The following is a 25,183-nucleotide window of genomic DNA, read 5'->3' on the forward strand; positions in this document are numbered from 1 at the left end:
CTGCTGAACCAGCGCGCTCTATAAGAACAATTCCCGGAGGCCAGCATGAACGTTTCCCTTACGCCCAGTGACACCACCCTGCAAACCGTCAAACTGTTGATCGACGGCGAGTGGGTTGAGTCCCAGTCCAGCGAATGGCAGGACATCGTCAACCCGGCCACCCAGCAGGTGTTGGCGAAGGTCCCGTTCGCCACGGCATCGGAAGTCGATGCCGCCATCGCCGCCGCCCAGCGAGCTTTCCAGACCTGGAAACTGACGCCCATCGGCGCGCGGATGCGCATCATGCTCAAGCTCCAGGCCTTGATCCGCGAGCATTCCAAACGCATCGCCGTCGTGCTCAGCGCCGAACAGGGCAAAACCATCGCTGACGCCGAAGGCGATATTTTCCGTGGGTTGGAAGTGGTCGAGCACGCTTGCTCCATCGGCACCCTGCAAATGGGCGAGTTTGCCGAGAACGTTGCCGGTGGCGTGGATACCTACACATTGCGTCAGCCGATTGGTGTGTGCGCGGGCATTACCCCGTTCAACTTCCCGGCGATGATTCCGCTGTGGATGTTCCCGATGGCCATCGCCTGCGGCAACACCTTCGTGCTCAAGCCGTCGGAACAGGACCCGTTGTCGACCATGTTGCTGGTGGAGCTGGCCATTGAGGCTGGCGTGCCTGCGGGCGTGCTCAATGTGGTGCATGGCGGCAAGGACGTGGTGGATGCGCTGTGCACTCACAAGGACATCAAGGCGGTTTCCTTCGTCGGCTCGACAGCCGTCGGCACCCACGTGTATGAACTGGCGGGTCGCCATGGCAAGCGCGTGCAGTCGATGATGGGCGCCAAGAACCACGCGGTGGTATTACCGGACGCCAATCGTGAACAAACTCTCAACGCCTTGGTCGGGGCCGGTTTCGGCGCGGCGGGCCAGCGTTGCATGGCCACCTCCGTGGTGGTGCTGGTGGGCGCGGCCAAGCAATGGCTGCCGGAGCTCAAGGCCCTGGCCCAGAAGCTCAAGGTCAACGCTGGCAGCGAGCCGGGCACCGACGTCGGCCCGGTGATTTCCAAGCGGGCCAAGGCGCGGATTCTCGAGTTGATCGAGAGCGGCGTGAAGGAAGGCGCGAAGCTGGAACTCGATGGCCGTGGCATCAGCGTGCCGGGCTTCGAGCAGGGCAACTTCGTCGGTCCGACCCTGTTTTCCGGCGTGACCACCGAGATGCGTATCTACAACGAAGAAATCTTCGGCCCGGTGCTGGTGGTGCTGGAAGTCGACACCCTGGATCAGGCGATTGCCCTGGTCAACGCCAACCCATTCGGCAACGGTACTGGCCTGTTCACCCAGAGCGGTGCGGCGGCGCGTAAGTTCCAGAGCGAAATCGATGTCGGCCAAGTGGGGATCAACATTCCGATTCCAGTGCCGGTGCCGTTTTTCAGTTTCACCGGCTCCCGGGGTTCGAAACTCGGCGACCTCGGCCCGTACGGCAAACAAGTGGTGCAGTTCTACACTCAAACCAAGACCGTGACCGCGCGCTGGTTCGACGATGACAGCGTCAACGACGGTGTGAACACCACCATCAATCTGCGTTAAGGAGCCGGACATGAACATCGCATTTATCGGCCTGGGCAACATGGGCGCCCCCATGGCGCGCAACCTGCTCAAGGCCGGCCATTCGCTGAATTTGTTCGACCTGAACCAGACGGTGTTGGCCGAGTTGGCCGCTTTAGGCGGCACCATCAGCGCCTCGCCTCGTGATGCGGCCCAGGGCGCCGGGCTGGTGATCACCATGCTGCCAGCCGCCGCCCATGTGCGCAGTGTCTGGCTGGGGGAAGACGGCGTGCTGGCGGGCCTTGCCGCCGGCACGCCAGCGGTGGATTGCAGCACCATCGACCCACAGACCGCTCGCGACGTGGCGGCTGCCGCTGCGAAACAAGGAGTGGCGATGGCCGACGCCCCCGTCTCGGGCGGCACCGGCGGTGCGGCGGTCGGCACGTTGACCTTCATGGTCGGTGCCACGGCCGAGCTGTTCGCCACCTTGCAACCGGTACTGGCGCAAATGGGCCGTAACATCGTGCATTGCGGGGAAGTCGGCACCGGGCAGATCGCCAAGATCTGTAACAACCTGCTGCTGGGGATTTCCATGGTGGGCGTCAGCGAAGCCATGGCCCTGGGCGATGCCCTGGGGATCGACACCCAGGTGTTGGCGGGCATCATCAACAGCTCGACGGGCCGTTGCTGGAGTTCGGACACCTACAACCCATGGCCCGGCGTGATCGAAACGGCGCCGGCGTCCCGCGGCTATACCGGTGGTTTCGGCGCGGACCTGATGCTCAAGGATTTGGGCTTGGCCACCGAAGCCGCGCGGCAGGCCCATCAGCCGGTGGTGCTGGGGGCGGTGGCGCAGCAGTTGTATCAGGCGATGAGCCAGCGGGGCGAGGGCGGCAAGGATTTTTCTGCGATCGTTAACAGCTATCGCAAGCCGCAGTAAGGACTGATTTCAGAGCTTTGTGGCGAGGGAACAAGCTCCCTTGCCACGGAAGTTGGTGCAATCTGACAGTTGCTTTCCGAGAGACCATGTCGGGTGGTCTCTCGGTTTTTTGCATCAGGCAAAGACGAAATATTTGCGTACGGTCTCGACCACTTCCCAAGTACCTTTCATGCCCGGCTCGATGACGAAAATGTCACCGGCACGCAGGTGGATCGGTTCCATGCCTTCCGGAGTGATGATGCAGTAGCCTTCCTGGAAATGGCAGTATTCCCACTTCACATACTCCACATACCATTTGCCGGGTGTGCAGATCCAGGTGCCCATGATCTTGCTGCCGTCTTCGCTGGTGTAGGCGTTGAGATTAACGGTGTGCGGGTCGCCTTCGAGTTTTTCCCATTTGCAGGCGTCGAGTACGGGCAGCGGGTGGGTATCGCGCAGGACGGTGATGGGTGCGGTCATGTGAACTCCGAAAGGGGGCAGAAGAGAACAGGCACCCTAACGCGCCGCACGAGCGGATAGATGTCTGTACTCGACACTCGGCTATCCAGAAGCGCGCATCACTCGGCCAGATGCCGCGCCAGGGCCTTGGCGTAGGCCGGCAAACCTTCGAAGTTCCGCGCGCACAGCAGCAACGCCCGGTGCGCCCAGGCCTCCCGCAGCGGGACGCATTGATACGCAGGCTCGGGTGGGCGCCGGGCGATGGCTGCTTTCGGCACGATGGCGATACCGGCGCCGTGGGCCACCATGCGAATCACCCCATCGAAACCGTCGGCGCGAATGCGGATTTGCATGCGCAGGCCGGTGTGCAGTGCCTGCTCTTCGAGGTAGATGGCCAAGGCACTGGAAGCGTTCAGGCCGACATAATCATGGCTCAGGGTTTCGCTGAAACTCAGCGCTCGGCCGTCAGCCAAGGGATGTCCGGACGGTAGGATCAAGACCAGTGGATCGTCGCGAAACGGCCAGGTCTGAAGGCCATCGGTATCCACCGCGTCGGAAACGATCCCCAGGTCCGCCGTGCCCTGACGCAGCGCATGGGTGATTCGTGAACTGGGCAATTCCTGTAGATCGATATCGAGGTTGGCATGGCCCTTGAGGAAACCGGCCAGCAGTTCGGGCAGGTATTCGGTCATGGCGCTGGTGTTGCACAACAGCCGTACCTGGCCTTTGACGCCTTGGGCGTACTCGGCCAGATCCTGTTGCAAGTGTTCGGCGTGTTGCAGCAACACCCGGGCATGTTGCGCCAGGGCCTTGCCGGCTGGCGTGGGGGTGACACCGCGTCGGCCGCGTTCGAGCAAGCCGATGCCCAGGGACGCCTCCATGGCGCGGATTCGCGCACTGGCCGCTGCCAGGGACAAATGGCTGCGAGTCGCACCGGCAGTGATGTTGCCGGTGTCGAGGATGTTCAGGTAAAGGCGCAGGTCGGTGAGGTCGAAGTGCATGGGCAGGTGATCCTGTGCCGGTTTTCTGTGGGGACTGATGCATCGCTATCGCGAGCAAGCTCGCTCCCACATTTGAAATGCGATCTCCTGTGGGAGCGAGCTTGCTCGCGATAGCATCGACAAGTTCTCAGCCTCTTGCTGGGAGAGAGGCACCCTCAGTATATGGCAGATTTTCAAACCGCCACCCAACACTCACGATAGGCCCATGAATACACTCATCGCGTTCTATCAAAACCTCGGCCTGGCCCTTTCCCTATTGGTCATCGGCACCTTCCTACTGGCCGGCACCGTCAAGGGGGTGATCGGCCTGGGCCTGCCGACCATTTCCATGGGGTTGCTCGGGCTGGCTATGGCTCCTGCGCAGGCTGCGGCGTTGCTGATCATTCCGGCGACCCTGACCAACGTCTGGCAACTGGCTTTTGGCGGCCACTTGCAAGCGCTGGTCCGGCGCCTGTGGCCGCTGCTGCTGGCGATTTTCGTCGGCACCGGCCTCGGTACGCTGTGGATCGGCATGGCAGGAGGGGCCTGGGTGGTGCGGGCCTTGGGCGGGGCGTTGTTGCTGTATGCGCTGAGTGGGTTGTGTCTGCCTACGTTGCGAGTCGACGCCCATGCAGAGGCCTGGCTGGCCCCGCTCTGCGGAGTGCTCACCGGCATCATCACTTCCGCCACCGGCGTGTTCGTCATTCCGGCGGTGCCCTATCTGCAAGCGCTGGGCTTGAGCAAGGATGAACTGGTGCAAGCCCTGGGCCTGTCATTCACCGTTTCGACACTGGCGCTGGCGGCTGGCCTGCTGTGGCGCGGCGCCTTGGGTGGTGGCGAATTGAGCGCTTCAGTGCTGACGCTGGTGCCGGCGCTGCTGGGGATGTGGCTGGGACAATGGCTGCGTCAGCGAATCAGCGCCGTGCTGTTCAAGCGGGTATTTTTCATTGGCCTCGGCGTGCTCGGCGGGCATCTGCTGATCAGCGGCTAGCCGAGGACGGGCTGAGCATGTCGACGCGGCGGATTTCGAAGTCGCGCTCCAGGTAATCCATGCGCTGCTCAAGGAACTGCTTCATGTGCGGCAGATTCGAGTGCACGTCCAGGTGCGCCTGGGAGGCCCAGATCTCATAGAAGATAAACAGCGTCGGGTCTTGCTGGTCCCGCAGCATGTGATATTCGATGCAGCCGGGCTCGGCGCGGCTTGGCTCGACATAGGCACGAAACAGCGCTTCGAAGGCTTCGGCTTTTTCCGGACGGGTCTTGGCGTGCAGGATGAATCCGTGCATTTGGCTCATTGGGCGTCTCCTGAAATGAAATTCGGCTGAATCCTACGGCAACAATCAGCCGTTGATTCGTGCGTTTTGGTCAAATCAGTTTTGCCGTGCCGACGCTTACTCCGCGCGAGGCTCATCGGTACTCTGCCGCCATCGTTTTCAACCTTTCCACCTGGCGGCCATGCAGTGGCCCATCCGTGGAACCCGATGAGGCTCCCCATGAAAAAAATCCTGCTGCTCAACGGCGGTAAACAATTCGCTCATTCCGACGGTCGCTATAACGCGACACTCCACGACACTGCCCTCAGCGTCCTGGACCGAGGCGGTCTTGACGTGAAAACCACGTTCATCGACGGCGGCTACGACATCAAGGAAGAGGTCGCCAAGTTCCTCTGGGCCGACGTGATCATTTATCAAATGCCCGGCTGGTGGATGGGCGCGCCGTGGACCGTCAAGAAGTACATCGACGAAGTCTTCACCGAAGGTCACGGCAGCCTCTACGCCAGCGACGGCCGCACCCGCTCCGACGCGTCGCAGAAGTACGGCAGCGGTGGTCTGTTGCAGGGCAAGCAATACATGTTGTCGCTGACCTGGAACGCCCCGCAGCAAGCTTTCGACGACCCGACCGACTTTTTCGAAGCCACGGGCGTGGACGCTGTGTATTTTCCATTTCACAAAGCCAACCAGTTCCTGGGCATGACCGGCCTGCCGACTTTCCTGTGTGTGGACGTGATGAAGCGTCCGAACATCGAGGCTGATGTGGTGCGCTATGAGCAGCATTTGCGTGAGGTGTTCGGCCTTTCGCGGTAATCCGGCTAGTATCGGGGCCTACCTGAAGACAGTGATGCATCTGTGGCATTGAGTTGCATTCCATGAGAGGACACCCGTGAAAGCCAGATCCGACGAATTGCAGATTTTCGTCTGCGTGATCGAGTGCGGATCCATCTCCGCCGCCGCCGAGCAGGTCGGGCAGACGCCGTCGGCGGTCAGTCGCACCTTGTCGCGCCTGGAGGCCAAGCTCGATACCACGTTGATCAACCGCACGACCCGGCGCATGGACCTGACCGAAGAGGGCAAGTATTTCTTCGAGCAGGCCAAGGGCATCCTCGACCAGATGGACGAGCTGGAAGAGCGCTTGTCGTCCCGCCAGAAAAATCCTGCGGGGCGCCTGCGGATCAACGCGGCGTCACCGTTCATGCTGCACGCCATCGTCCCGCACATCGAAGAGTTTCGCCGGCTCTACCCGGACATCCAGCTCGAACTCAACAGCAACGACTTGATCATCGATTTGCTGGAGCAAAGCACCGACATCGCCATTCGTATCGGCACCCTCACTGACTCGACGCTGCATGCCCGGTCCCTGGGGTGCAGTCCCTTGCACATCCTGGCCAGTCCAACTTATCTGAAGCAACACGGCACGCCTTCGAGCGTCGCCGAGCTGGCAGGTCATGCGCTGTTGGGCTTTGCCCAGAACGAGGGGCTCAATCAGTGGCCGCTGCGCCATGTACACGGCGATCGCTGGCCGATCCAGCCCGCCATCAGCGCCTCCAGTGGCGAAACCGTGCGCCACCTGGCGTTGCAAGGGCAGGGCATCGCTTGCCTGTCGGATTTCATGACCCGTGACGACATCCAGGCCGGTCGGCTGAAGGTGTTGCTGGCCGACGCCAACAGCGGATACCGCCAGCCGATCAATGCGGTGTACTACCGCAACTCGCAATTGGCGTTGCGGATCCAGTGCTTCCTGGACTTCATCCAGGGCAAGCTCGCTGAATACGCCTCGCGGGAATTCAAGGGCTGATTCGTGACTTCCAGGCAAGAGTGATTTGGGCAATGTGGACTGTTTCGCCAAGGATCGGTCCCCGATACTCGTCCCATCACTGATTTGCCAAGGAGTTCGTCCATGAACGTATTCGTCACCGGCGCTGCCGGTTTTATCGGCGGTTCCATCGCCACCGGCCTGGTACGTGCCGGGCATCAAGTCACCGGTCTGGTGCGCAGCGCCGAACAGGCGGGCGAGCTGACTGCACTGGGCATCAAGCCGGTCATCGGCACCCTCGAAGACAGCAAGCTGCTCACCGAACAGGCACGTGCTGCCGACGCGGTGATCAATGCCGCCAGCAGCGATCATCGCGGTGCGGTAGAGGCCTTGATCGAAGGGCTCAAGGGTTCGAACAAAGTGCTGCTGCACACCAGCGGTTCGAGCATCGTCGGCGATGCTTCGGGCGGTCGCTCCAGCGAGGATATCTACTACGAAGGCAAGCTGCCGCAACCCACCATCGACAAAGCGGCCCGTGTCGCCATCGACAATCTGGTCCTGGATGCCGCCAAGCAAGGTGTGAACTCGGCGGTGATCTGCAACACCTTGATCTATGGCCACAGCCTGGGCGTGAAGCGTGACAGCGTGCAATTGCCGCGGCTGCTCAAACAGGCGCGTAAAAGTGGGGTGGTACGGCATGTCGGGCCGGGGCAGAACATCTGGTCCAACGTGCATATCGAGGACGTGGTCGAGTTATACAAACTGGCCCTGACCCGTAACCAGCCTGGCACGTTCTACTTTGTCGAAAGCGGCGAGGCTTCGTTCATCGACATGACCACCGCCATGGCCCGTGCACTGAAGCTTGGTGAACCGCAAGATTGGCCGCTGGCCGATGCCGAGGCCGAGTGGGGCTACGAAATGGCCAATTATGGCCTGGGCTCCAACAGCCGCGTGCGGGGTAAAAATGCCCGTGAGCTGCTCGGCTGGACACCGAAGCGGACCTCGGTGGTGGAGTGGATTCTTGCTGAGATGGTGTGAGTGCCATCGGTGGGTCGAGGACCTGTGGGAGCGAGCTTGCTCGCGATTGGCGCCGGGTCAGTCAGTCGTGAAGTTAGCTGAACCACCGCTATCGCGAGCAAGCTCGCTCCCACAGGTGTTGCTTCAGTCGTGCTGCTCGCCCGCCCGCTTGAGCATCTGCCGGCAGCGCTCGGACAGGTGATACACCCGCAGATGCTTGCCGGCTTTGCCGTAGCGTTCACGCAAGGTCTTGAGCGCGGCGATGGCCGAGTAATCGACAAAGCTCAGGTGACGGCAGTCCAGAGTCACCTGGGCGGGGTCGTTGGCCGGGTCGAACTGGTTGAGGAACGGCGTCGTCGAGGCGAAGAACAGCGTGCCGTGCAGGCGATAGAGTTTGCTGCCGTCGGCCTCCAGGTGCGTGTCGGCGTACAGCTCCCGGGCTTGTTGCCAGGCGAAGTTGAGCGCCGCAATGACGATGCCGCAGAGCACGGCGATGGCCAGGTCGGTGAACACCGTGATGACCGTCACCGCGATGATCACCAGCACATCGTTCACCGGCACCTTGTTGATCACCCGCAGAGAGGCCCAGGCAAACGTCTGCTGCGACACCACGAACATCACCCCCACCAGTGCGGCGAGCGGGATCCGCTCGATCAGCGGCGACAGGAACAACACGAACAGCAACACCATCACCCCGGCCACGACACCCGATAATCGCCCGCGCCCGCCCGAGCTGAGGTTGATCATCGTCTGGCCGATCATGGCGCACCCGCCCATGCCGCCGAACAGCCCGGAGACCATGTTGGCCGCGCCCAGAGCCACGCATTCACGGTCTGGATAACCGCGGCTTTGGGTGATTTCATCGGTCAGGTTCAGGGTCAGCAGGGTTTCCAACAGGCCGACCATCGCCATGATCACCGCATAGGGCGCCACGATCTGCAGGGTTTTCAGGTTCCAGGGAATGTCCGGCCAGGCAAAGGCCGGCAAGCCGCCGGCGATGTGGGCCATGTCGCCCAATGTCCGGGTCGGCAGGCCGAGCAGGTAGACCGCCAGGCCGACGCCGAGGATCGCCACCAGGGCCGGCGGCACGCTACGGGTCAGGCGCGGCAGCAGGTAGACGATGGCCATGGTCAGCGCCACCAGGCCGACCATCAGGTACAGCGGGTCGCCGCTCAGCCAAGTCTGGTCAATCTTGAAATGCTCCAGCTGGGCCAGCGCAATGACAATCGCCAGGCCGTTGACGAAGCCGAGCATCACCGGGTGCGGCACCATCCGCACCAGCTTGCCCAGCCGCAACAGCCCGAACGCCAGCATGATCAGCCCGCCCAACAACACGGTGGCCAGCAGGTACTGCACGCCGTGCTGCACCACCAGCGCGATGATCACCACCGCCATCGAACCCGCCGCGCCCGACACCATGCCCGGGCGTCCGCCGAACAGGGCGGTGAGGGTGCAGAGGATGAAGGCGCCGTACAACCCCATCAGCGGGTTGAGGTGGGCCACCAGGGCGAAGGCGATGCACTCGGGAAGCAAGGCGAAGGACGTGGTGAGGCCGGCGAGGACGTCGGCGCGAAGGCGTGCTGGTTTCATGGTTTACCTGACTGGGCACCGGTTGAGCGTTGGCTGCCGGGACGTGATGCAAAAACAGCTGCGGATGGTACGGAATTGAGTGCGAGGCGGCCACCCGTCTGTGGCGAGGGGATTTATCCCCGTTGGGCTGCGAAGCGGCCCCAAACCAGGCAACTCGGTGTGCCAGTAAGATTGAGCCTAATGCCTTAGGGCTGCTGCGCAGCCCAACGGGGATAAATCCCCTCGCCACAGGGGATGAAAGTCCTGGGCGGGATTTTCATGGCTGCTACATCGCGATGTCCGTCAGCGACATTTCTTGTCTGTGCACGAAAATTACTTTCAGTGGGTTTGAAGATTCCTCGTCGAAATGATTTATGAGTTTCACAACACATCGACGTGACCCCATTCGAGGAGTAACGCATGGCACCTGCTTTCGGTTATTGGCTGTTGGTCTACGCGGCCATCGCCATCATTGCGCTGATCGTTCTGATCGCCCGTTACCGGCTCAATCCGTTCATCGTGATTACGCTGGTCTCCATCGGCCTGGCGTTGCTGGCCGGGATGCCGCCGTCAGGCGTGGTGGGGGCGTACGAGGCGGGTGTCGGCAAGACGCTGGGGCACATCGCGCTGGTGGTCGCCCTGGGGACGATGCTCGGCAAGATGATGGCCGAGTCCGGCGGGGCGGAGCGGATGGCGCAGACGCTGATCGAACGCTTCGGCGAGCGCAACGCCCACTGGGCGATGGTGTGCATCGCCTTTCTGGTCGGGTTGCCGTTGTTCTTCGAAGTCGGGTTTGTATTGCTGGTGCCCATCGCGTTCACCATCGCCCGGCGTGTCGGCGTGTCGATCCTGATGGTGGGGCTGCCGATGGTCGCCGGGCTTTCGGTGGTCCATGCCCTGGTGCCGCCTCATCCGGCGGCGATGCTGGCGGTGCAGGCATTCCAGGCCTCGGTGGGGCAGACCTTGCTGTACGCGATCCTGATCGGCATCCCCACCGCGATCATCGCCGGTCCGCTGTACGCCAAATTCATCGTGCCGCGCATCCAGCTGCCGGCCGAAAACCCGCTGGAGCGGCAATTTCTCGACCGTGAGCCGCGTGCCAGGCTGCCGGGTTTCGGCATCACCCTGGGGACTATTCTCCTGCCGGTGGTGCTGATGTTGATCGGCGGCTGGGCCAACCTGATTTCCACTCCCGGCAGCGGTTTCAACCAGTTCCTGCTGTTCATCGGCAACTCGGTGATTGCCTTGCTGCTGGCCACCATCCTCAGCTTCTGGACCCTCGGCCTGGCCCAGGGCTTCAACCGTGAGTCGATCCTCAAGTTCACCAACGAATGCCTGGCACCGACGGCCAGCATCACCTTATTGGTGGGTGCAGGCGGTGGTTTGAACCGGATCCTGGTGGACGCCGGGGTCACGCAGCAGATTGTCGGCCTGGCCCAGGAATTCCAGTTGTCGCCGCTGGTCATGGGCTGGCTGTTCGCTGCACTGATGCGCGTCGCCACGGGCTCGGCCACAGTGGCGATGACCACGGCTTCGGGCATCGTCGCGCCCGTGGCGATCGGCCTGGGTTATCCCCATCCAGAACTGCTGGTGCTGGCCACGGGAGCCGGGTCGGTTATCTTTTCCCACGTCAACGACGGCGGCTTCTGGCTGATCAAGGAATACTTCAATATGACTGTTGCCCAAACCTTCAAGACCTGGACCGTGCTCGAAACGCTGATCTCCGTGGTCGCGTTCGGCCTGACCCTCGGCCTTTCGCGCTTGCTCTGAGCGCAACGCAATTTCACAGGAGCCGTCATGGACATCCTTTACCAGATCCGCTCCCGCCAGGATTCCTTCAGCGCCGGCGAAGGCAGAATCGCCCGGCTGATGCTCGACGATGTCGGCTTTGCCGCTTCCGCCAGCCTGGATGAACTGGCCCAGCGCGCCGAAGTCAGCAGCGCCACACTGTCGCGCTTCGCCCGCACTGTCGGTTGCCGCGATCTGCGCGACCTGCGCTTGCAACTGGCCCAGGCCAGCGGTGTCGGCAGCCGCTTTCTTGACCCGGCCGGGGCGCCCGAGCAATCGGCGTTTTATGGGCAGATCGTCGGCGATATCGAGGCGACCCTGCGTCAGCATCTGTCGGGGTTCGAAGAATCACGGTTCAGCGATGCCGTGCGGATGATCGGCAAGGCGCGGATGGTTCATGCATTTGGGTTGGGTGGCTGGTCGGCGTTGTGCGGTGAAGAGTTGCAGGTACGGCTGGTGCGTTTTGGCTACCCGATTGCCGCCTGCCGCGACCCGGTGATGATGCGCATCACCGCCACTTCGTTGAGTGAAGAACATCTGGTCATCGCCTGCTCACTCACCGGTATCACCCCGGAATTGTTGGGCGCGGTTGAGCTGGCCCGCAGCTACGGTGCGCCGATCCTGGCCATCACCCGGGTCGACTCGCCTTTGGCCCGACTGGCCGATGTGGTGCTGCCCCTGCAAGGCGCCGAAACCTCGTTCATCTACAAACCCACGGCGGCGCGCTACGGCATGCTGCTGGCCATCGACGTGCTCGCCACCGAGCTCGCATTGGCCCACCCCGAAGACAATCAAGAACGCCTGCGGCGGGTCAAGCTCGCCCTGGACGATTACCGCGGCGGTGATGATCACCTGCCGTTGGGAGACTGACATGCAGTACGACACCCTTATTCGCAACGCGTTGGTCATTGATGGTCGCGATACCCCCGGCTACAACGCCGACGTAGGGATTCGCGCCGGGCGCATCGAGCGCATCGGCAACCTGGACGATGCCCGGGCGATTGAAGAAATCGACGCCGCTGGCCGTGTGCTGGCGCCGGGCTTCATCGATGTGCACACCCACGACGACACTGTGGTCATCCGCCAACCGCAGATGCTGCCCAAGCTCAGCCAGGGGGTGACCACGGTGATCGTCGGCAATTGCGGCATCAGCGCTGCACCGGTCAGCCTGCGGGGCGATCCGCCGGATCCGATGAACCTGCTCGGCACCGCCCAGGCGTTCGCCTACCCACGCTTCGCCGATTATCGGACGGCGGTGGAAGCGGCGATTCCCGCCGTCAACGTCGCCGCACTGGTGGGCCACACGGCCCTGCGCAGCAACCACATGGAGGATTTGTTGCGCACCGCCAGCGCGGGGGAAATCGCGGCCATGCGTGGGCAACTGCGCGAAAGCCTGGAGGCGGGGGCGCTCGGCTTGTCCACCGGCCTGGCCTACGCCAATGCCTTTTCGGCGTCCACCGACGAAGTCATGCAACTGACCGAAGAATTGAGTGCGTTCGGTGCGGTCTACACCACCCACCTGCGCAGCGAATTCGAACCGGTGCTCGAAGCCATGGACGAGGCGTTCCAGATTGGCCGTCACGCTCAGAGCCCGGTGATTATTTCTCACCTCAAGTGCGCGGGCGCCGGTAACTGGGGGCGTAGTCCGCAGGTGCTTGCGGCGTTGGAAAACGCCGCAAAAACCCATCCTGTCGGCTGTGACTGCTATCCCTACGCGGCAAGCTCCTCGACCCTGGATCTCAAGCAAGTGACCGATGCCCATCGCATCACCATCACCTGGTCGACCGCCCATCCGGGCATGGGCGGTCGCGACCTCGCCGACATCGCCGTCGAATGGGACGTCTCTTTGCTGGAGGCGGCACGTCGCCTGCAACCGGCTGGGGCGGTGTACTACGGCATGGACGAAGGCGACGTTAGACGGATCCTCGCCCACCCGCTGTCCATGGTCGGCTCCGACGGTTTGCCCGAAGACCCGTTCCCCCACCCGCGCTTGTGGGGCGCTTTCCCACGGGTGCTGGGACATTTCAGTCGTGACGTCGGGCTTTTTCCGTTGCACACCGCCGTGCACAAAATGACCGGTCTGTCGGCGGCGCGCTTCGGTCTGAAGGAACGTGGCGAAATTCGTGAAGGACACTGGGCGGACCTGGTGTTGTTCAACCCGCAAACCATTCGCGACGTGGCCGATTTCAACACGCCACAACGGGCCGCCGAAGGCATCGATGGGGTGTGGATCAACGGCGTCCTGAGTTATCGCGAGGGGCAGGCGAATGGGCGCAGGCAAGGGCGTTTTCTGGCGCGGGAAGGGAATCTGCGCCTTGGCTTCAGTTCGTCGCGTGGCGCGTGAGAGCTCCGCCAAGCCAGTTATTCCTGGATCTGCGCCTCGATGGTGGCACTGCGACATTAAAGAAGCTGAGGCCAAGGCCGAAGCAATGGGTTCAACCCGTCTAAACTGGGTCTTTTCAGTCAGGGAGTCACCCATGAGCTTCGGTAAAACCACTCCGATCCTGCGGATCTTCGATGAAGCCAAGGCGTTGGCGTTTTATGTCGACTTCCTCGGCTTTACCGTCGACTGGCAACATCGTTTCGGTGACGACTTCCCGCTGTACCTGCAAGTCTCCCGTGGCGATTGCGTGCTGCACCTGTCCGAACATCATGGCGACTGCACGCCAGGCTCGGCGCTGCGGATCGAGACCGATGAGTTGGAAGCCTTCCAGGCGCAATTGCTGGCTAAGCAATACCCCTTCGCCCGCCCGCACATCCAGGCCATGCCCTGGGGGAGCCAGGACATGGCGGTGGTCGATCCGTTCGGCAATCGCCTGGTGTTCACCAATGCAATCAGTGTTTGACTGACATTATCTTCTGGTCCGGCGGCCTCGTGGGCTGGGACGTGGTGCCGCGTTTATCTGCTGGACGCGAGCGTTGTAGCCCGCGTAGTCGACGGGGGTGCGTCCGGTCGGCACCGTGATTTGCGCTGGAAGAATGCCGCTGCAATTGATACAGGCTGGAAACGGTTCCGGGGCTTTACCCCTGAACAGGGTGTCGGTGAATATCGCGGTGTCGGAAAGCATCCTTTCCGCCCTGTCCGGGTAGAGCGCTACCACGGAATTCGCCAGCCGGACTTCGGCATGAGCCCCGGGGCCTCCGGCACGTATCGGCATGATCCCAGCCATATTTGCGATATGGGTTTCGATCCAGTCCCGTGTCGGTTGTTGCAGTTCATGGACTTGATCGCTCAGCCGGCTCAGGGTCGGTGCGTCCTTCAGAACATCCTCGTCTATGGCCACATTGTGGAACAGGTCATTTTTGGCGGCGGCGTATCGGCTGGATAAATCGGCCAGGTATTCAGCAGTATTGCCGATCCGATAGGTGCCGTAGTTCAAGTAGTATTGCTGGGGTATGCGGGTGCTGGCCCGGCCGTCATAGCGGCGGTCCACGCCTTTGTATCCCCTCATGCTGCCTTTAGGTTTTGGCAGGTTGAAGAAGTCGCTGAGCCCGACTTCTTCCGTCTTGATGTAGCCATAAGAGTGGGCGAGAAACTCCTGACGCAGAAGTCCGCGATTGAGAAACTGATCGGACGTCTTATCGTAGTCATCCGGCATCAAGCGATAGGAATACTTACCTTTTGCCGAATCCATGATTTCCTTCGAACGGGCCCGGCCCCAGGTTTCGAATTCCCTGAAGTCCTCGTCCCTCATCAGGCCCGAAGGGTCGGTAAATCTCATCGGGTTGTTCCCCACCATGCAATACAGGTTCAGTCCGTCAACCGCCCCCGCCGGATCGGGACTGATCCAGCGTTGCAACCACGGTGCGTAGTACCGGTGCCCGTAGTAATACAGGCCGCTGGCGTCACGCTCCTTGCCGGAATAGCGAAGGGTCCGGTAGTCGGCTTCCACGGCTGAGCGGGAAGCAGCCCAAGCGGTTCCGCCGTAGGGGAGATAGCTTTCCTGGCTGATCAGCCAGCCTTCATCGTCGAGTTCCAGCGAGCTGGAACCCAGGTGATCGTCCAGGCTGTAGCGCGTCTGGTTGGCGGCGATGCCCGCCGGGCGACCTTCGGTCCAGTGCAAGTACCGCACGCCGCAACGGCCGGCCTGCAGGGTGATGACTTCCAGGCGTTCGTGCTGGCGGGTGTGGATTTCGAGACCCGGCAGGTAACGGACTTCCCGGGTATGGGTCACAGCCGAAGCATAGGTGACCTGGACCTTGCGCACCCGTTGCCCCGTGCTGTCGTAGCCATAGCGCTCAAGGTCGTGGCGGCCGTCTGCGCGCTGCACCAACGTCACGCTGGCGAGTTGATTGCGGGCATTCCATTCCAGCGCCCGGCCCGGATGGAGCACCTGCGGGTTACCGTTGGCATCGTAGTGTTCAGCCTTGTTCCAGGACAGCCGGCGATTGCTGGAGGCGGCGATCTCCAGCTTCCGGGTGTAGTTGTTGCGGTCGCGGACATGGCGCAGTTCGATCAGGTTGCCGCCGGCGTCGTATTTGTAGCGCTCGGTAAACGGGAACAGTTGTCGGGCGTCGAACGGCGTCCTGCTGAAGGCGGGGAGTTCGGGATTGCTGGTCAGCCCCGCCGTTTCACGGCCCGTCGCGCTGCTCAACTGGTAGAGGCTGTCGTAGGTGAACGTGCAGGTGGCGTCGACCCGCTGGTTGCTGCCGAACTGCACTGGTTGGGCCCGGTCCTCAATGTGTGTCACGTTACCCACCGCGTCGTAGGTGTAGTGCAGATCCTGCAAGGTGTTGCCAGACACCGCCGCGCTGAGTGAGAGAAGTCGGCCGCTGGCCGGATCGAACGCGGCGCGACTGATGACGCCATTGCCGGCAACCTGGGATTCGACCTGGCCAGACGCGTTGTAGACGAGATCCTTCACGATGGCTTTCTCGGTCGTGGCTCCTTGTATTTTCAGCCCCACGGACTTGAGTTGACCGGCGATATCAAAGGTGTAGCGCTGTTGATGCCGGGCTGCGTCCGACAGCTGGATGGGTTGCGCCAGTGCGTCGTAGCGCCAACTCGTTGCGTAGCCATTGCCTTTTTCAAGCAGGGCATCGCGGTCTTTTTCTTCGGCTGGCCAGTCCGGTTGCGTGGCATCGACAAGAAAGTGCCGGGTCTGGCTGAGCGGTTTGGCGCAGAGTGCATAGGCATGGATGAACAGGCTGCCCGCGCTGTCATCGTGGCGGGCCAATGCACCACAGAGATTGCGCGCCGCGGACTCTGTCGAACTGTCGCCGTAGTGCAGGCATTCGACTCGGCGCATCGCTTGATCGGGTGCTTGCTCGTGGATGGCGGTCGGCCTTAGCTGGTGATCGTAGGTCGTGCGCCAATGGTTTCCTCGTTGGTCCCAACTGTGCACGATCTGTCCGGCAGCGCCAGGGAGATTCAGGTGCCAGCCGGCGTCGACGCTGTTCACCAACAGCGGCTTGCCGGAAAGGCTGTAGACGGTTGTCAGGTTGGCTTCGGGGGCCGTGCCAAACAGTCGAGGGTCCCACTGTGCAATCTGTCGTCCGGCCGTGTCGTAGTGTTGGCGGGTGATGCGCGCTTGGGATTGTTCTTCTGTGTCGCCCCGCCAGTAAGCGACCTGCCGCACGGGCAGGCCGCGGCTGTCGACAGCTTTGAGCGTCGGTGTCCTGCGGTGAATGCCTGGGTTCATGCCTCACCTCCGGTCGTCGAGGTTTGTTCGGCCATGACCTCTTCCAGGGTGTCGTTCTCGTCCTCGTCCAGGGTGTACCAGGCATGGCGGGTATGCCGCCGCATATAGGAGAGGCCGGCCTGCTTGGCCAGGCGCCTGCGGGTGGGGCGGCCCAACGCGTCGTAGAACTGCTGGTCGCAATGACCGAACTGCCGCAAGGACGCATCGTTGATGTAGCGATGCTGATCGGCGAAGTAAGGGCGGTAGAGGCGGATCGGCAATCCCTTGTTGTTGTATTCCACTCGTTCGCTGACACGCCAGCGTGTTGCCGTTGTTTGCTCCATGGGCTTTTTGTCCTTGAGCGCCAGTGCTCCCTGGGATGTGACGACGTAGGCCATGCCCGGCTCGACCCGTTGCTTGCTTTGCAGGGTTCGACCGAAGCCGTCGAAGCAGGTGATGGCGAGGCGGATTTGTTGCTGGTCGTCATCGGGGTAACGGTCGGCCTCCAGTACGGCGATGTGCACCGGCTCACGCGTTGCGGCATCCATTTCGTTCTTCAGTTTCAGGTCGTCGGCGCAGAGTGTTTGAAGATCCGCCAGGCGCGTTCGGGCCGACGCGCAGATATGTCCGCTGGGCAGCAGGTCTCGGTTGAGCACGCATCGCGCCAGCCAGTCGCTGTCCGCCAGTGCGGCGTTCGACACGCAACCCATCCAGCTGAAGGGCGCGTAATAGAGTGCTGTTGCGGCATCCTGCAAGGCGTCCTGGCACTGTTCGATCGCTTCTGTCGGACTGTTGAAACGCGGCCGCTTGAACTGCGCGATGGGTTTGAAACCCACGGGTATGTTGTTCTCGTTACCGTAGAGCGTCGTGGCCAATACTTGGCCGAAGGCATCAACCAGGCTTTCCTGGATGTTGCCGTTGGGATCGGTAAGGCGCCGTGGCAGCAGCGAGCGGTAATCGTAGAGTGCCTGGGTGCTACAGCCATCGGGCAGTTTGAACGCGGTGATAAAGCAGTGGTAGTTGTCGTAGCTGAACGTGGTCACGCCATGGCTTTCACTCGCCTGTTGGGTCTGGATTTTGTAGAAGCCTTCCAGTGGCGCGTAGGTCGCAAAGCCACTTTTGACTGACCAGAGTTTGTCGAGCAGTGGCGCCGTCGGCGCAAAGGCCTCCATGCGGTGATAGCCGATTCGTTCCAGCAACTTTCCTTTCGGACGGGAGCTTTGCGGCAATAGGTGGAACGCTTTCAAGGCGGTTTCGTCCAGCTCGGCAGTTTCCATGTGGTCGCCCAGGGCTTCGAAGTGGGCGACGCCGTCCGGCAAGGTTTCTGCGGTGTTGGCGTCCTTGTAGCGTTGCACCGACAGGCCAGTCAGAACGCTTTGGGTTATCCAGGCGGTTTCCCCGGTGAGTTCGATGAACCTTTCATAGGTCATGTTCCGTGTGCTCAGCCCGCCGGTCTCGGGTGCCTTGGGCTTTTTCAGCGCGTGGGTCCGCTGGCGATAAGGCAGGCCCAGTCGCCAGCCCTGGGGCGCTGGCAGATGGATGTACTCGGCGCAGGTTTCCGTCAGGTAATGGAACTGTTGCGCCGGATCATGCGCATCGCGCCACCAGCGTTGCTGATCGGCGTCACTGAACGGCGGAGTATCGTCGAGGGTTTTACGTCGGGCGTAATGGACGTTTACGCTGTGAGTCAGCGAGCCGTAGGCGTCGTACTGCAGATTGAAGGTGTGCTGGCATTGCGGATCGTCGGTCAGGCCTTCGTACTGATAGTGGATGGACTCCAGCAGCAGCGGCAACATCCGGGCATGGCGCCGGTTGCCCTCGGGGGCTTGGAGCAGGCGTATGCGATAGCGATTTTCCTGGACCGAATACAACGTTCTGCGGCCCTGGCGTGCATCGACTCCGAATACCTCGCTTCGCAGTAGATAGCCACTGAGGGCGCGAGACATTTCCAGGATGGTCGCCGTGGTGGGCGAGGCAATGAGGGTGTCGCTCCCGATCTCAGGCTGGTATTGGCTCAGCAAGGTCTTGCCCGGTGCCACGGCGAGCGGATCCGCGTGGCTATAACCAATACGGGGCAGATCCACTGCCTGGCCGGTGTGAAACCAGTTCTTGGTCAGGCACGGCGTCGTGAAGCCTGGCGATTCGGTATCACCGGGGTTGGTCTGCTCGTCGGTTTTCAGCAGCAGGCCAAAGCCGCGAAATTCCCGTTCGATACCGTCGTAATAACCTTGGCGATAGGTAAAGGACTGGAGCAGCCGATTGCCCGTTATCTCGTCCAACTGGGTTTGATTCGATACCACGTGCACGACCAATGGCAGATGACAGGCACGGGGCCTGTCGGCGTCCACTCTTTCGGCTTTTTCATCCAGCCATTCCTGCGCCGAACTGCGGTAGCGGATGCTGTTGGCGGCACCCATATTGTTGTCAGTGTCGGTGAGTAAGTACGGTTTCGCGCTGACGAAATCGTAGCGCCAATGTTGGTTTCCTCTGTGGGGCAGGCTCAGAACCAGGCTTGAACAACCGAGGCCTTGCAGGTCAACGAGGTTCACCTGGCACAGAGGGTCGTAGCGCAGGCCTTGGGGCCAGGGCAGCGCAACGGGAGAATTGAAGCCATTGCCAGCGCGGTTCATGAAGATCAGCGCCTGGTCCGCTTGCAGATAGATCAGATCGGTGGCGCCGGAGCCATCCAGGTCCGCCAAGCGAATATGCGAGGCGTCGAAGGTTTCGTATGCCAGGCCAGGCGAGCCCAGCACGATGCCGTTGCCAAAACGTCCATGACCCAGGTTTGGCCAGCACTTCACTTCGTTGTGACGAATGCGTACCAGGTGCTGCTGGCCACTGCCGAGCATGTCGCTGAAGGCCACCAACTCGGAGGGCGACGCGCTGATGAGTGGGAGCGCATCGTGCTCCTCGTCGCGGGACACTTGGCGAGCTGGCGCAAAACCATTCTCCTGTTGATTGGCGTACACGCGCACGCTGCGTGGGCCGATCAACGCCAGGTCGCTGAGGCCTGCGCCCATCAGGTCGGCCAACTGCCCTTGTGGATTGAAAAACTCCGCGGGGAACGCGTTGAACGTGGCGAACTGTGACCAGTTCCGCTCGGGACCGAGGGAGAAAAAACCGCTCCACCCCGGCTGGGCGATGAACCAGTCCAATCGGCCGTCGCCCGTGAGGTCGATCAGTGTTTGATGCAACGGTTTTGCAGCATCGGCAACGGGAATGCGGGGCAGCGCCTGCCGTCGGCCATAAATCACTTCGTTGCTGTTGGCCTTGGCCCGCATGGGTTCGCGGTAATACCAGCCGTCGTCGCCTCGATAGAGCAACCCGGGCAAGCCTTCGCCGTACAAGTCCACCCATTGATGAGCAGGGCCTTCGTTGAGCGTCTGTATCTGTTGCCAGGAGGAGACACTGGAAAGCGTGAACTCGCTATAGCTGAACTCGACAGGAGGGCGGTTATCAATCGTCGACGAGTCGCCGAATGCCTGGTCGTGGGCGGCGCTCAGTTGGTGATAACCCAGGGCCGTCTGCCGGTAATCGAGCAGCAAGCGTCGCACCAGGACAGGGGCAGGGCCCCATTCACCCGGAAAACGATGGTACATCAGGACCTGGCGGCACAATCGTTCGGTGCGTAATTCAAAACCGTAGGCGAAGCTGGAAAACGCATCGTCACGGGCCAGCCATTGGTGGCCTTGATAATGCGGCTTTTGTTGGTATTCGGTGCTCCGTTCACCGTAGTCGAACACCAATTCGAAGTGCCATTGCACAGCCTTCAGCCGGTCCGCTCCCCACAGGTAGAGGTCCGCATCGGCCTTGAAATTGCCATAGCACACCCGGCTCAGGTAGCGCTGGGCCGTTACGTCGGCCTTGTATTGGTAAAGGATGTGCTCGCCGTGGGCGTTCAGGCTTTCTTCCAGCAGCCATTCGCCCACACGCCTGGTATCCAGGGGGTCTGCTCGACGCGCCAAAGGGCTTTTTCCGAATACATGGAGGCTGCCATCGGCATCGTGTACGAGCCAGAAACCCGGTTTTTCCTTGTCCGACAACCAATACTCGATCCGCTCGAAGCGGCTTTCGATTCGCGGAAAGTAGCGGATCACCGCGTAGGTCTTGTTCAGCGCCAGGCGGTTGTAGCGCTCGATGCGCGTCGAGCGGATGGCGCCTTGCGGATCTCGCTCGGGCAACCACACCACGGCGCCGGGGCCGATGATCTCGTCTTCCTCGGTATAGGCCGGTACACCGTGGCTGGTACGTCGCGCCACGCACGGCAGCGACAGCCCCCAGCCGATACCGAACACGCCGTTGCCGACCGAGCTGGCATAACCCAGGGACAAGGATGGGGCGAAGCCGCGCCCCGGGGAAATCGGCAGGGCGATTTCATAAGACGCCGTGCCGTGGACGCCGATGGCGCTCCATCCTTTGCCTAGGCTCTGGATGGCGCCGCCGCCCTTGGGCAATGACGGCGCGTTGACAGGCATTGTGCTGTGTTCACTCATCGCGAACCTCCGCCGGCCCGGGCCGTGTAGCTCACTTGCACGATGATGTCGGTCAGTGATTCCAGCATGTCCCTTTGGGCTTCGGGGTTGGGGAACGTCAGGCACCACGTGGAGACCGCACCGGTGTACTCGAAGGGCAGGTAGCGCTCATCGTTGAAATTGAGGGTGAACAGACCGCTATCGTCGACCCCCGTGGAAAGAGCGATCTGCTGGTGGGCGTAGCGGCTTTCCACGGACCGGCCACCGGGAGACATGAACACCTTGCTGGCGGTCTGGGTCAGCGTGGCCCGAATGTTTTCATAGGGGCCGACGAGGGCTGGCAAGGAGACGCTGATGGTTTTGATGCGCCGCAGGTAATGCTGCTGGTCTTTGTAATCGTCTTCGAACAGCTCGTGCGTCAGCTCGAATTCGCACTGGCCTTGCAGCAGGTCGGCGTGGATCTGCGCCCATTCCTTGTTGAGGGTGCTGGTTGCGGTTTTGCTCTTGAGTTGACGCAGCGATACCGTTTTACGAATTTCCAGGTCCCGCTCGTTGCGGCGCAAGTATTCGGCCTGCATGTTCAACAGACTCAGCTTCAGCTGCTCGCCCATGGCGAGGCCTCGATAGGTCGCATTCCAGGTGCCGGGTTGGATGAAACGTCTGTTCAAATCCGCCAGTTCATACTGCCAACAGGCTTCAGCAGCCAGGCAAAGACTCACTGTTGCGTCGTAGGCCTGACGGTAGAGCGCGGCAAACTGGCTGTTCAGCCATTGGTACAGTTGCGCTTTGGTGAAGCGCTTGCGGAAAAAATCGTAGTTGGTCTTGGCTTGGCCCAGGCTTGATTCCGCCAGGCGAAGTTGCAGGCGCGTGGCCGTTTCCTGCTCGGTAACATGCGCCAGTTGTGCGTCGAGCTGGAGCAGTTCGAGCTGTGCCTGGTCACGGGCCTGGGTCCATTCCTGCCGACGACGATGGAACTGTGCCGTCCGCTCGAGATGGGCCGCTGTCGTGCGGTCGCTGATGGCGGTGCCTTGGGCGATCGCTGCGGCAGCGTGCAGCGCACCTTCCCAACGGGAGCCGCCATTGCTGAAGCCAAAAATGTTAGGGGTCATCATCAGGCTGCCTGCTACGACCTGGGAGTCGGACGCAACCTGTTCGGCTGCGCCACTGCTCAAGTACAACCGACAGGCCTGCCGCTCGGCTTCACTGACGCCTTTGTCCAGCAGATGCTGGTAGTGATGGGCTCGTCCCTCGACGATAGAGCGGCTGGCCAGCAGCGCCTGGCGGTTGTGGCGGTCGATTTTCAGTGCCTGGCGTTGCAGGTCGACGGCGATTTTCGCCAGGTCCCAGGCTTGCTGTTGTTGCAGCTCCTGCACTTGAGCCTGCTCTTTGCGCTCGATCAGCGATAGCAGCGTGGCGCCGAACTGGCTGAGGCTTTCAACGGCACTCTGTGCCTGGCTGTGCATGACCATGAAGCGATAGTTCGGCAAGTGTGGGAGCGATAAACCCGGCGCGGCACTGTCGGCAATGTTCAGGGCGTTGGCGCCGGGCAAGGCGCGAGGATCCAGCGGCGGAGCGAACAGCGGCAAATGCAGCGGCTTGCCGACGATGTCGAGGTTATGCCGCAGGTTGTACAGGCGACTTTCGGTGATGTCCCAGCGCTTGAGCAGCTCCGGGTTGAATGGCACGCGCAGATGCGGGGTATCGATCGTGGGCAAGGACGATTGCGAACGGTTTTCACGAAGGCGCAATGAGGGGCTGGCGCTGGACCGGGTCAGGGATCGTTCGAAATAGCGCAGGTTTTCATGGGGGCTTTCGCTCAACGCTTGCAGGCTGATGCTCGTCCATTGTTCGAGCGTCTGAACGACCGCCCGCGGACCTAATAGCTCCAGCGCCCGCACGTACCATAGCTTGGCCTCACTGAGGCTATCGGGTGTCAGCGCACGATACGCGGCGTCGCCTCGGTTGATCAGGATGTCGAGGTACAGGAAATACAGCGCTTTGCGAAAGTGCACCGGATGGCTGAGGGCAATCTGATGTGGGTCGTGGGGCGCCTGGTCGTGATAGGCCGTCATATTGCTGTCGACCAGGGGCACGCTCTTCCAACAACCCTCATGCCCGCGACCGGGGTCGAAGACATGTCTGAGCCAGCGTTCGGCTTCCTCGTATCGTTGTTCGGTGTTTAGCCGGTGGGCGATCAGCCACGGTACGTAGAGGAACAGCTCCGTGAAGTAACGTCCGTATGGGCCGTGGAAATCGATCTTGTTGGCGTCGCCTGGCAAGACGGGTTCCGATAGATGTTGGGTCTGTTGATCAAATAGCGCATCCAGGCTGTTTTCGGTACGACGGATCAGTTCTGCGGCGAATACGGTGTTCAACCTGATGGGCTGGCGCGTTTTGTCCTTGGTATCGTTTTCGCTGATAGCGGAGTTGGCGAAATCGAGAAATTGGGTGGTGCCCAGGCTGGACTTCTTGACGGTAATGTCGGGAGGCGCGGTCTCAGGTGTCAGCTTCTGACCGAGGAAGACCCCTGCTAAAGGGAGCTCGCCTTCCGTGTGGAGAGGAACCTTTATTTGAATGCGATAGTGGCTTAAGTGTGGAAGGTGTTTTTCTGCCGGCTTTTCTTTGGTTGTGTCTGTGTCTCCGGGTTCAAAGCCGAGATTTTTATCGACGTAAGTCGTTTTCTTGAAAATGAAGTTGTTAGATGAGTTTGCTTGGGACGCTCTGACGCATAAAGCGAGAAAAAGCAAATCATGTGAGTCTTGGGGGTAATGCACAGCAACAGTGCCGACCAATGTCTTGATCGCATCCAGCTCCATGCTGCGAAGCGCGTTGTCCTCGCAATAACCTTGCAGGCAAACGCGCGGGCTGCTCCAGCTTCCATCCGTTTTTTTGAAACAAAGGCTCAAGCGCAATAGCGGATGGTTGCCCGCCGATTGTGAGGTTGAAGAGGCGTTACGGATGGCTGCCGGGTCCTGGTGGATGCATTCGGCCCATACGATGAACAGACGATTGTTGAACCAGACCGGCCTTATCGAATGCTCGACCGCGCTCTCGGAAATCGGCACATTGGCTTTTTCCCAATCCGACCAGGCGTAAGGGTCCGGCTGGTCAAGTTTCGGCGGGGTGGCAGGCGAGAGCGGTGGCGTGCCGTTGATTGGGCGTTGAGCCATGTTCAGCGAACGCCAGAAATAGCTATTCTCGGAGCGTGATTTGGCAATGAAATAGTAAGTGCTGTTGGCAAAGTCCTCGCCATCGATGTAGCCAGTGAGAATGTTCAGGTTGGCGACTTCTTCGAACCGGGTCAGGTATGCCGTGACCGCGGACTGGACCGCATCGGGTTGAATCTGGTTCTGATTGAGGTCGTTTTCCAGCTGCCGGAAGTTGTCGCTCTTGTTGGCCCTCAGCAGTGGGTCCAGATAAATCGCCGGGAAATAGAGCAACTTTTGATGGGCGGCCCAGGTGGGGTATTGATGCAGCTCGTTGCGCCAGGTCTCCAGGTGCTCGGCACCCAGGCTTGCCGAGTCGTAGCCGGGTTCCAGGTTCATCAGGATGCGATGGACGTATTGCTGCAGGCTGGCGATGGCACACGCCACGGGTGTGGTGGGCACGTCCTGGCTGACCAGCACATCGAGCAACCAGTATTCATAAAGCGCCTCGGCCGTCTTGAGCTTCAGGTTTTTCGTCTTGAGGGTGTTGGGTGCGACCTTGTGCAAATAGAGCGCTAACTGTGCATCGCGCAGGCTTTCATCAAGCTGCTTTTTTATGGCAACGGTCATATTCAATCCTTGAATGTTGGGG

Annotated in this window: 17 protein-coding genes; 10 read left to right on the forward strand and 7 right to left on the reverse strand. The window is 61.2% G+C overall.

Annotated elements, in window-relative coordinates; translation table 11 throughout:
• Nucleotides 1-45: 45 nt before the first annotated feature.
• Both LOY70_RS03565 and mmsB read left to right on the forward strand, forming a co-directional pair.
• Nucleotides 46-1,572 carry a CoA-acylating methylmalonate-semialdehyde dehydrogenase gene (locus tag LOY70_RS03565; protein ID WP_123417359.1) on the forward strand — a complete coding sequence of 509 codons (1,527 nt, stop codon included), beginning with the start codon at nt 46-48 and terminating at the stop codon, nt 1,570-1,572.
• A gap of 10 nt (nt 1,573-1,582) precedes the next feature.
• Nucleotides 1,583-2,470 (forward strand): 3-hydroxyisobutyrate dehydrogenase, encoded by an 888-nt coding sequence (gene mmsB, locus LOY70_RS03570; RefSeq protein WP_265033361.1) that lies wholly within the window; start codon nt 1,583-1,585, stop codon nt 2,468-2,470.
• Nucleotides 2,471-2,584: 114 nt separating this feature from the next.
• On the opposite strand, the gene LOY70_RS03575 is transcribed toward mmsB, so the two are convergent.
• Nucleotides 2,585-2,929 carry a cupin domain-containing protein gene (locus LOY70_RS03575; RefSeq protein WP_024781087.1) on the reverse strand — a complete coding sequence of 115 codons (345 nt, stop codon included), beginning with the start codon at nt 2,927-2,929 and terminating at the stop codon, nt 2,585-2,587.
• A gap of 98 nt (nt 2,930-3,027) precedes the next feature.
• Nucleotides 3,028-3,909, reverse strand: a complete 882-nt coding sequence (locus LOY70_RS03580; RefSeq protein ID WP_265033374.1) for a LysR substrate-binding domain-containing protein — start codon at nt 3,907-3,909, stop codon at nt 3,028-3,030.
• Between the two features lie 205 nt (nt 3,910-4,114).
• On the opposite strand from LOY70_RS03580, the gene LOY70_RS03585 reads away from it, so the two are divergent.
• Nucleotides 4,115-4,879, forward strand: coding sequence for a sulfite exporter TauE/SafE family protein (locus LOY70_RS03585; protein ID WP_265033376.1), 765 nt, complete (start codon nt 4,115-4,117; stop codon nt 4,877-4,879).
• Here the strand turns inward: LOY70_RS03585 and LOY70_RS03590 are convergent.
• Nucleotides 4,869-5,183 carry a putative quinol monooxygenase gene (locus tag LOY70_RS03590; RefSeq protein ID WP_265033378.1) on the reverse strand — a complete coding sequence of 105 codons (315 nt, stop codon included), beginning with the start codon at nt 5,181-5,183 and terminating at the stop codon, nt 4,869-4,871. The genes LOY70_RS03585 and LOY70_RS03590 overlap by 11 nt on opposite strands.
• A gap of 198 nt (nt 5,184-5,381) precedes the next feature.
• On the opposite strand from LOY70_RS03590, the gene LOY70_RS03595 reads away from it, so the two are divergent.
• The 3 genes from LOY70_RS03595 to LOY70_RS03605 all read left to right on the forward strand — a co-directional run bounded on the left by LOY70_RS03595 (nt 5,382) and on the right by LOY70_RS03605 (nt 7,956).
• Nucleotides 5,382-5,972: an NAD(P)H-dependent oxidoreductase gene (locus tag LOY70_RS03595; RefSeq protein ID WP_265033380.1), complete on the forward strand. Its 591-nt coding sequence runs from the start codon at nt 5,382-5,384 to the stop codon at nt 5,970-5,972.
• Between the two features lie 76 nt (nt 5,973-6,048).
• Entirely contained in the window at nt 6,049-6,960 is a 912-nt protein-coding gene (locus LOY70_RS03600; protein WP_265033382.1) for a LysR family transcriptional regulator, read from the forward strand.
• Nucleotides 6,961-7,062: 102 nt separating this feature from the next.
• Nucleotides 7,063-7,956, forward strand: a complete 894-nt coding sequence (locus tag LOY70_RS03605) for an NAD-dependent epimerase/dehydratase family protein (protein WP_265033384.1) — start codon at nt 7,063-7,065, stop codon at nt 7,954-7,956.
• A gap of 123 nt (nt 7,957-8,079) precedes the next feature.
• Here the strand turns inward: LOY70_RS03605 and LOY70_RS03610 are convergent, their stop codons facing one another.
• A complete protein-coding gene (locus tag LOY70_RS03610) occupies nt 8,080-9,525 on the reverse strand; it encodes a SulP family inorganic anion transporter (protein ID WP_265033386.1) in 1,446 nt (481 codons plus the stop codon).
• Nucleotides 9,526-9,924: 399 nt separating this feature from the next.
• Between LOY70_RS03610 and LOY70_RS03615 the strand changes: the two genes are divergently transcribed.
• From LOY70_RS03615 to LOY70_RS03630, 4 genes are all read left to right on the forward strand, one after another.
• Entirely contained in the window at nt 9,925-11,274 is a 1,350-nt protein-coding gene (locus tag LOY70_RS03615; protein WP_025211690.1) for a gluconate:H+ symporter, read from the forward strand.
• A 27-nt stretch (nt 11,275-11,301) separates the two neighbouring features.
• Nucleotides 11,302-12,162: a MurR/RpiR family transcriptional regulator gene (locus tag LOY70_RS03620; RefSeq protein ID WP_265033389.1), complete on the forward strand. Its 861-nt coding sequence runs from the start codon at nt 11,302-11,304 to the stop codon at nt 12,160-12,162.
• A gap of 1 nt (nt 12,163) precedes the next feature.
• A complete protein-coding gene (locus LOY70_RS03625; protein WP_265033391.1) occupies nt 12,164-13,636 on the forward strand; it encodes an N-acyl-D-amino-acid deacylase family protein in 1,473 nt (490 codons plus the stop codon).
• A gap of 133 nt (nt 13,637-13,769) precedes the next feature.
• Nucleotides 13,770-14,138: a glyoxalase superfamily protein gene (locus tag LOY70_RS03630; RefSeq protein WP_123417347.1), complete on the forward strand. Its 369-nt coding sequence runs from the start codon at nt 13,770-13,772 to the stop codon at nt 14,136-14,138.
• Nucleotides 14,139-14,144: 6 nt separating this feature from the next.
• Here the strand turns inward: LOY70_RS03630 and LOY70_RS03635 are convergent, their stop codons facing one another.
• Genes LOY70_RS03635 through LOY70_RS03645 form a run of 3 tightly spaced genes read right to left on the reverse strand, consistent with a single transcriptional unit; the run spans nt 14,145 to nt 25,161 of the window.
• Nucleotides 14,145-16,934, reverse strand: a complete 2,790-nt coding sequence (locus LOY70_RS03635) for an RHS repeat-associated core domain-containing protein (protein ID WP_265033394.1) — start codon at nt 16,932-16,934, stop codon at nt 14,145-14,147.
• The gene (locus LOY70_RS03640) at nt 16,931-21,406 is read right to left on the reverse strand and encodes a SpvB/TcaC N-terminal domain-containing protein (protein WP_265033396.1); all 4,476 of its coding nucleotides are present in this window, start codon (nt 21,404-21,406) and stop codon (nt 16,931-16,933) included. The genes LOY70_RS03635 and LOY70_RS03640 overlap by 4 nt, the downstream gene beginning before the upstream one ends.
• A complete protein-coding gene (locus tag LOY70_RS03645; RefSeq protein ID WP_265033397.1) occupies nt 21,403-25,161 on the reverse strand; it encodes a neuraminidase-like domain-containing protein in 3,759 nt (1,252 codons plus the stop codon). Before LOY70_RS03645 ends, LOY70_RS03640 begins: the two co-directional genes overlap by 4 nt.
• Between the last annotated feature and the right edge of the window lie 22 nt (nt 25,162-25,183).

Origin of the sequence: Pseudomonas sp. B21-054 (assembly GCF_026016345.1) — a bacterium.
GTDB lineage: Bacteria > Pseudomonadota > Gammaproteobacteria > Pseudomonadales > Pseudomonadaceae > Aquipseudomonas.

What these genes read in the sequence shown, in the direction of transcription:
- mmsB (WP_265033361.1), top strand. Translation starts at nt 1,583, where the DNA reads ATGAACATCGCATTTATCGGCCTGGGCAACATGGGCGCCCCCATGGCG.
- LOY70_RS03610 (WP_265033386.1), bottom strand. Translation starts at nt 9,525, where the DNA reads ATGAAACCAGCACGCCTTCGCGCCGACGTCCTCGCCGGCCTCACCACG.
- LOY70_RS03595 (WP_265033380.1), top strand. Translation starts at nt 5,382, where the DNA reads ATGAAAAAAATCCTGCTGCTCAACGGCGGTAAACAATTCGCTCATTCC.
- LOY70_RS03590 (WP_265033378.1), bottom strand. Translation starts at nt 5,183, where the DNA reads ATGAGCCAAATGCACGGATTCATCCTGCACGCCAAGACCCGTCCGGAA.
- LOY70_RS03575 (WP_024781087.1), bottom strand. Translation starts at nt 2,929, where the DNA reads ATGACCGCACCCATCACCGTCCTGCGCGATACCCACCCGCTGCCCGTA.
- LOY70_RS03635 (WP_265033394.1), bottom strand. Translation starts at nt 16,934, where the DNA reads ATGAACCCAGGCATTCACCGCAGGACACCGACGCTCAAAGCTGTCGAC.
- LOY70_RS03620 (WP_265033389.1), top strand. Translation starts at nt 11,302, where the DNA reads ATGGACATCCTTTACCAGATCCGCTCCCGCCAGGATTCCTTCAGCGCC.
- LOY70_RS03615 (WP_025211690.1), top strand. Translation starts at nt 9,925, where the DNA reads ATGGCACCTGCTTTCGGTTATTGGCTGTTGGTCTACGCGGCCATCGCC.
- LOY70_RS03625 (WP_265033391.1), top strand. Translation starts at nt 12,164, where the DNA reads ATGCAGTACGACACCCTTATTCGCAACGCGTTGGTCATTGATGGTCGC.
- LOY70_RS03630 (WP_123417347.1), top strand. Translation starts at nt 13,770, where the DNA reads ATGAGCTTCGGTAAAACCACTCCGATCCTGCGGATCTTCGATGAAGCC.
- LOY70_RS03640 (WP_265033396.1), bottom strand. Translation starts at nt 21,406, where the DNA reads ATGAGTGAACACAGCACAATGCCTGTCAACGCGCCGTCATTGCCCAAG.
- LOY70_RS03565 (WP_123417359.1), top strand. Translation starts at nt 46, where the DNA reads ATGAACGTTTCCCTTACGCCCAGTGACACCACCCTGCAAACCGTCAAA.
- LOY70_RS03585 (WP_265033376.1), top strand. Translation starts at nt 4,115, where the DNA reads ATGAATACACTCATCGCGTTCTATCAAAACCTCGGCCTGGCCCTTTCC.
- LOY70_RS03580 (WP_265033374.1), bottom strand. Translation starts at nt 3,909, where the DNA reads ATGCACTTCGACCTCACCGACCTGCGCCTTTACCTGAACATCCTCGAC.
- LOY70_RS03605 (WP_265033384.1), top strand. Translation starts at nt 7,063, where the DNA reads ATGAACGTATTCGTCACCGGCGCTGCCGGTTTTATCGGCGGTTCCATC.
- LOY70_RS03645 (WP_265033397.1), bottom strand. Translation starts at nt 25,161, where the DNA reads ATGACCGTTGCCATAAAAAAGCAGCTTGATGAAAGCCTGCGCGATGCA.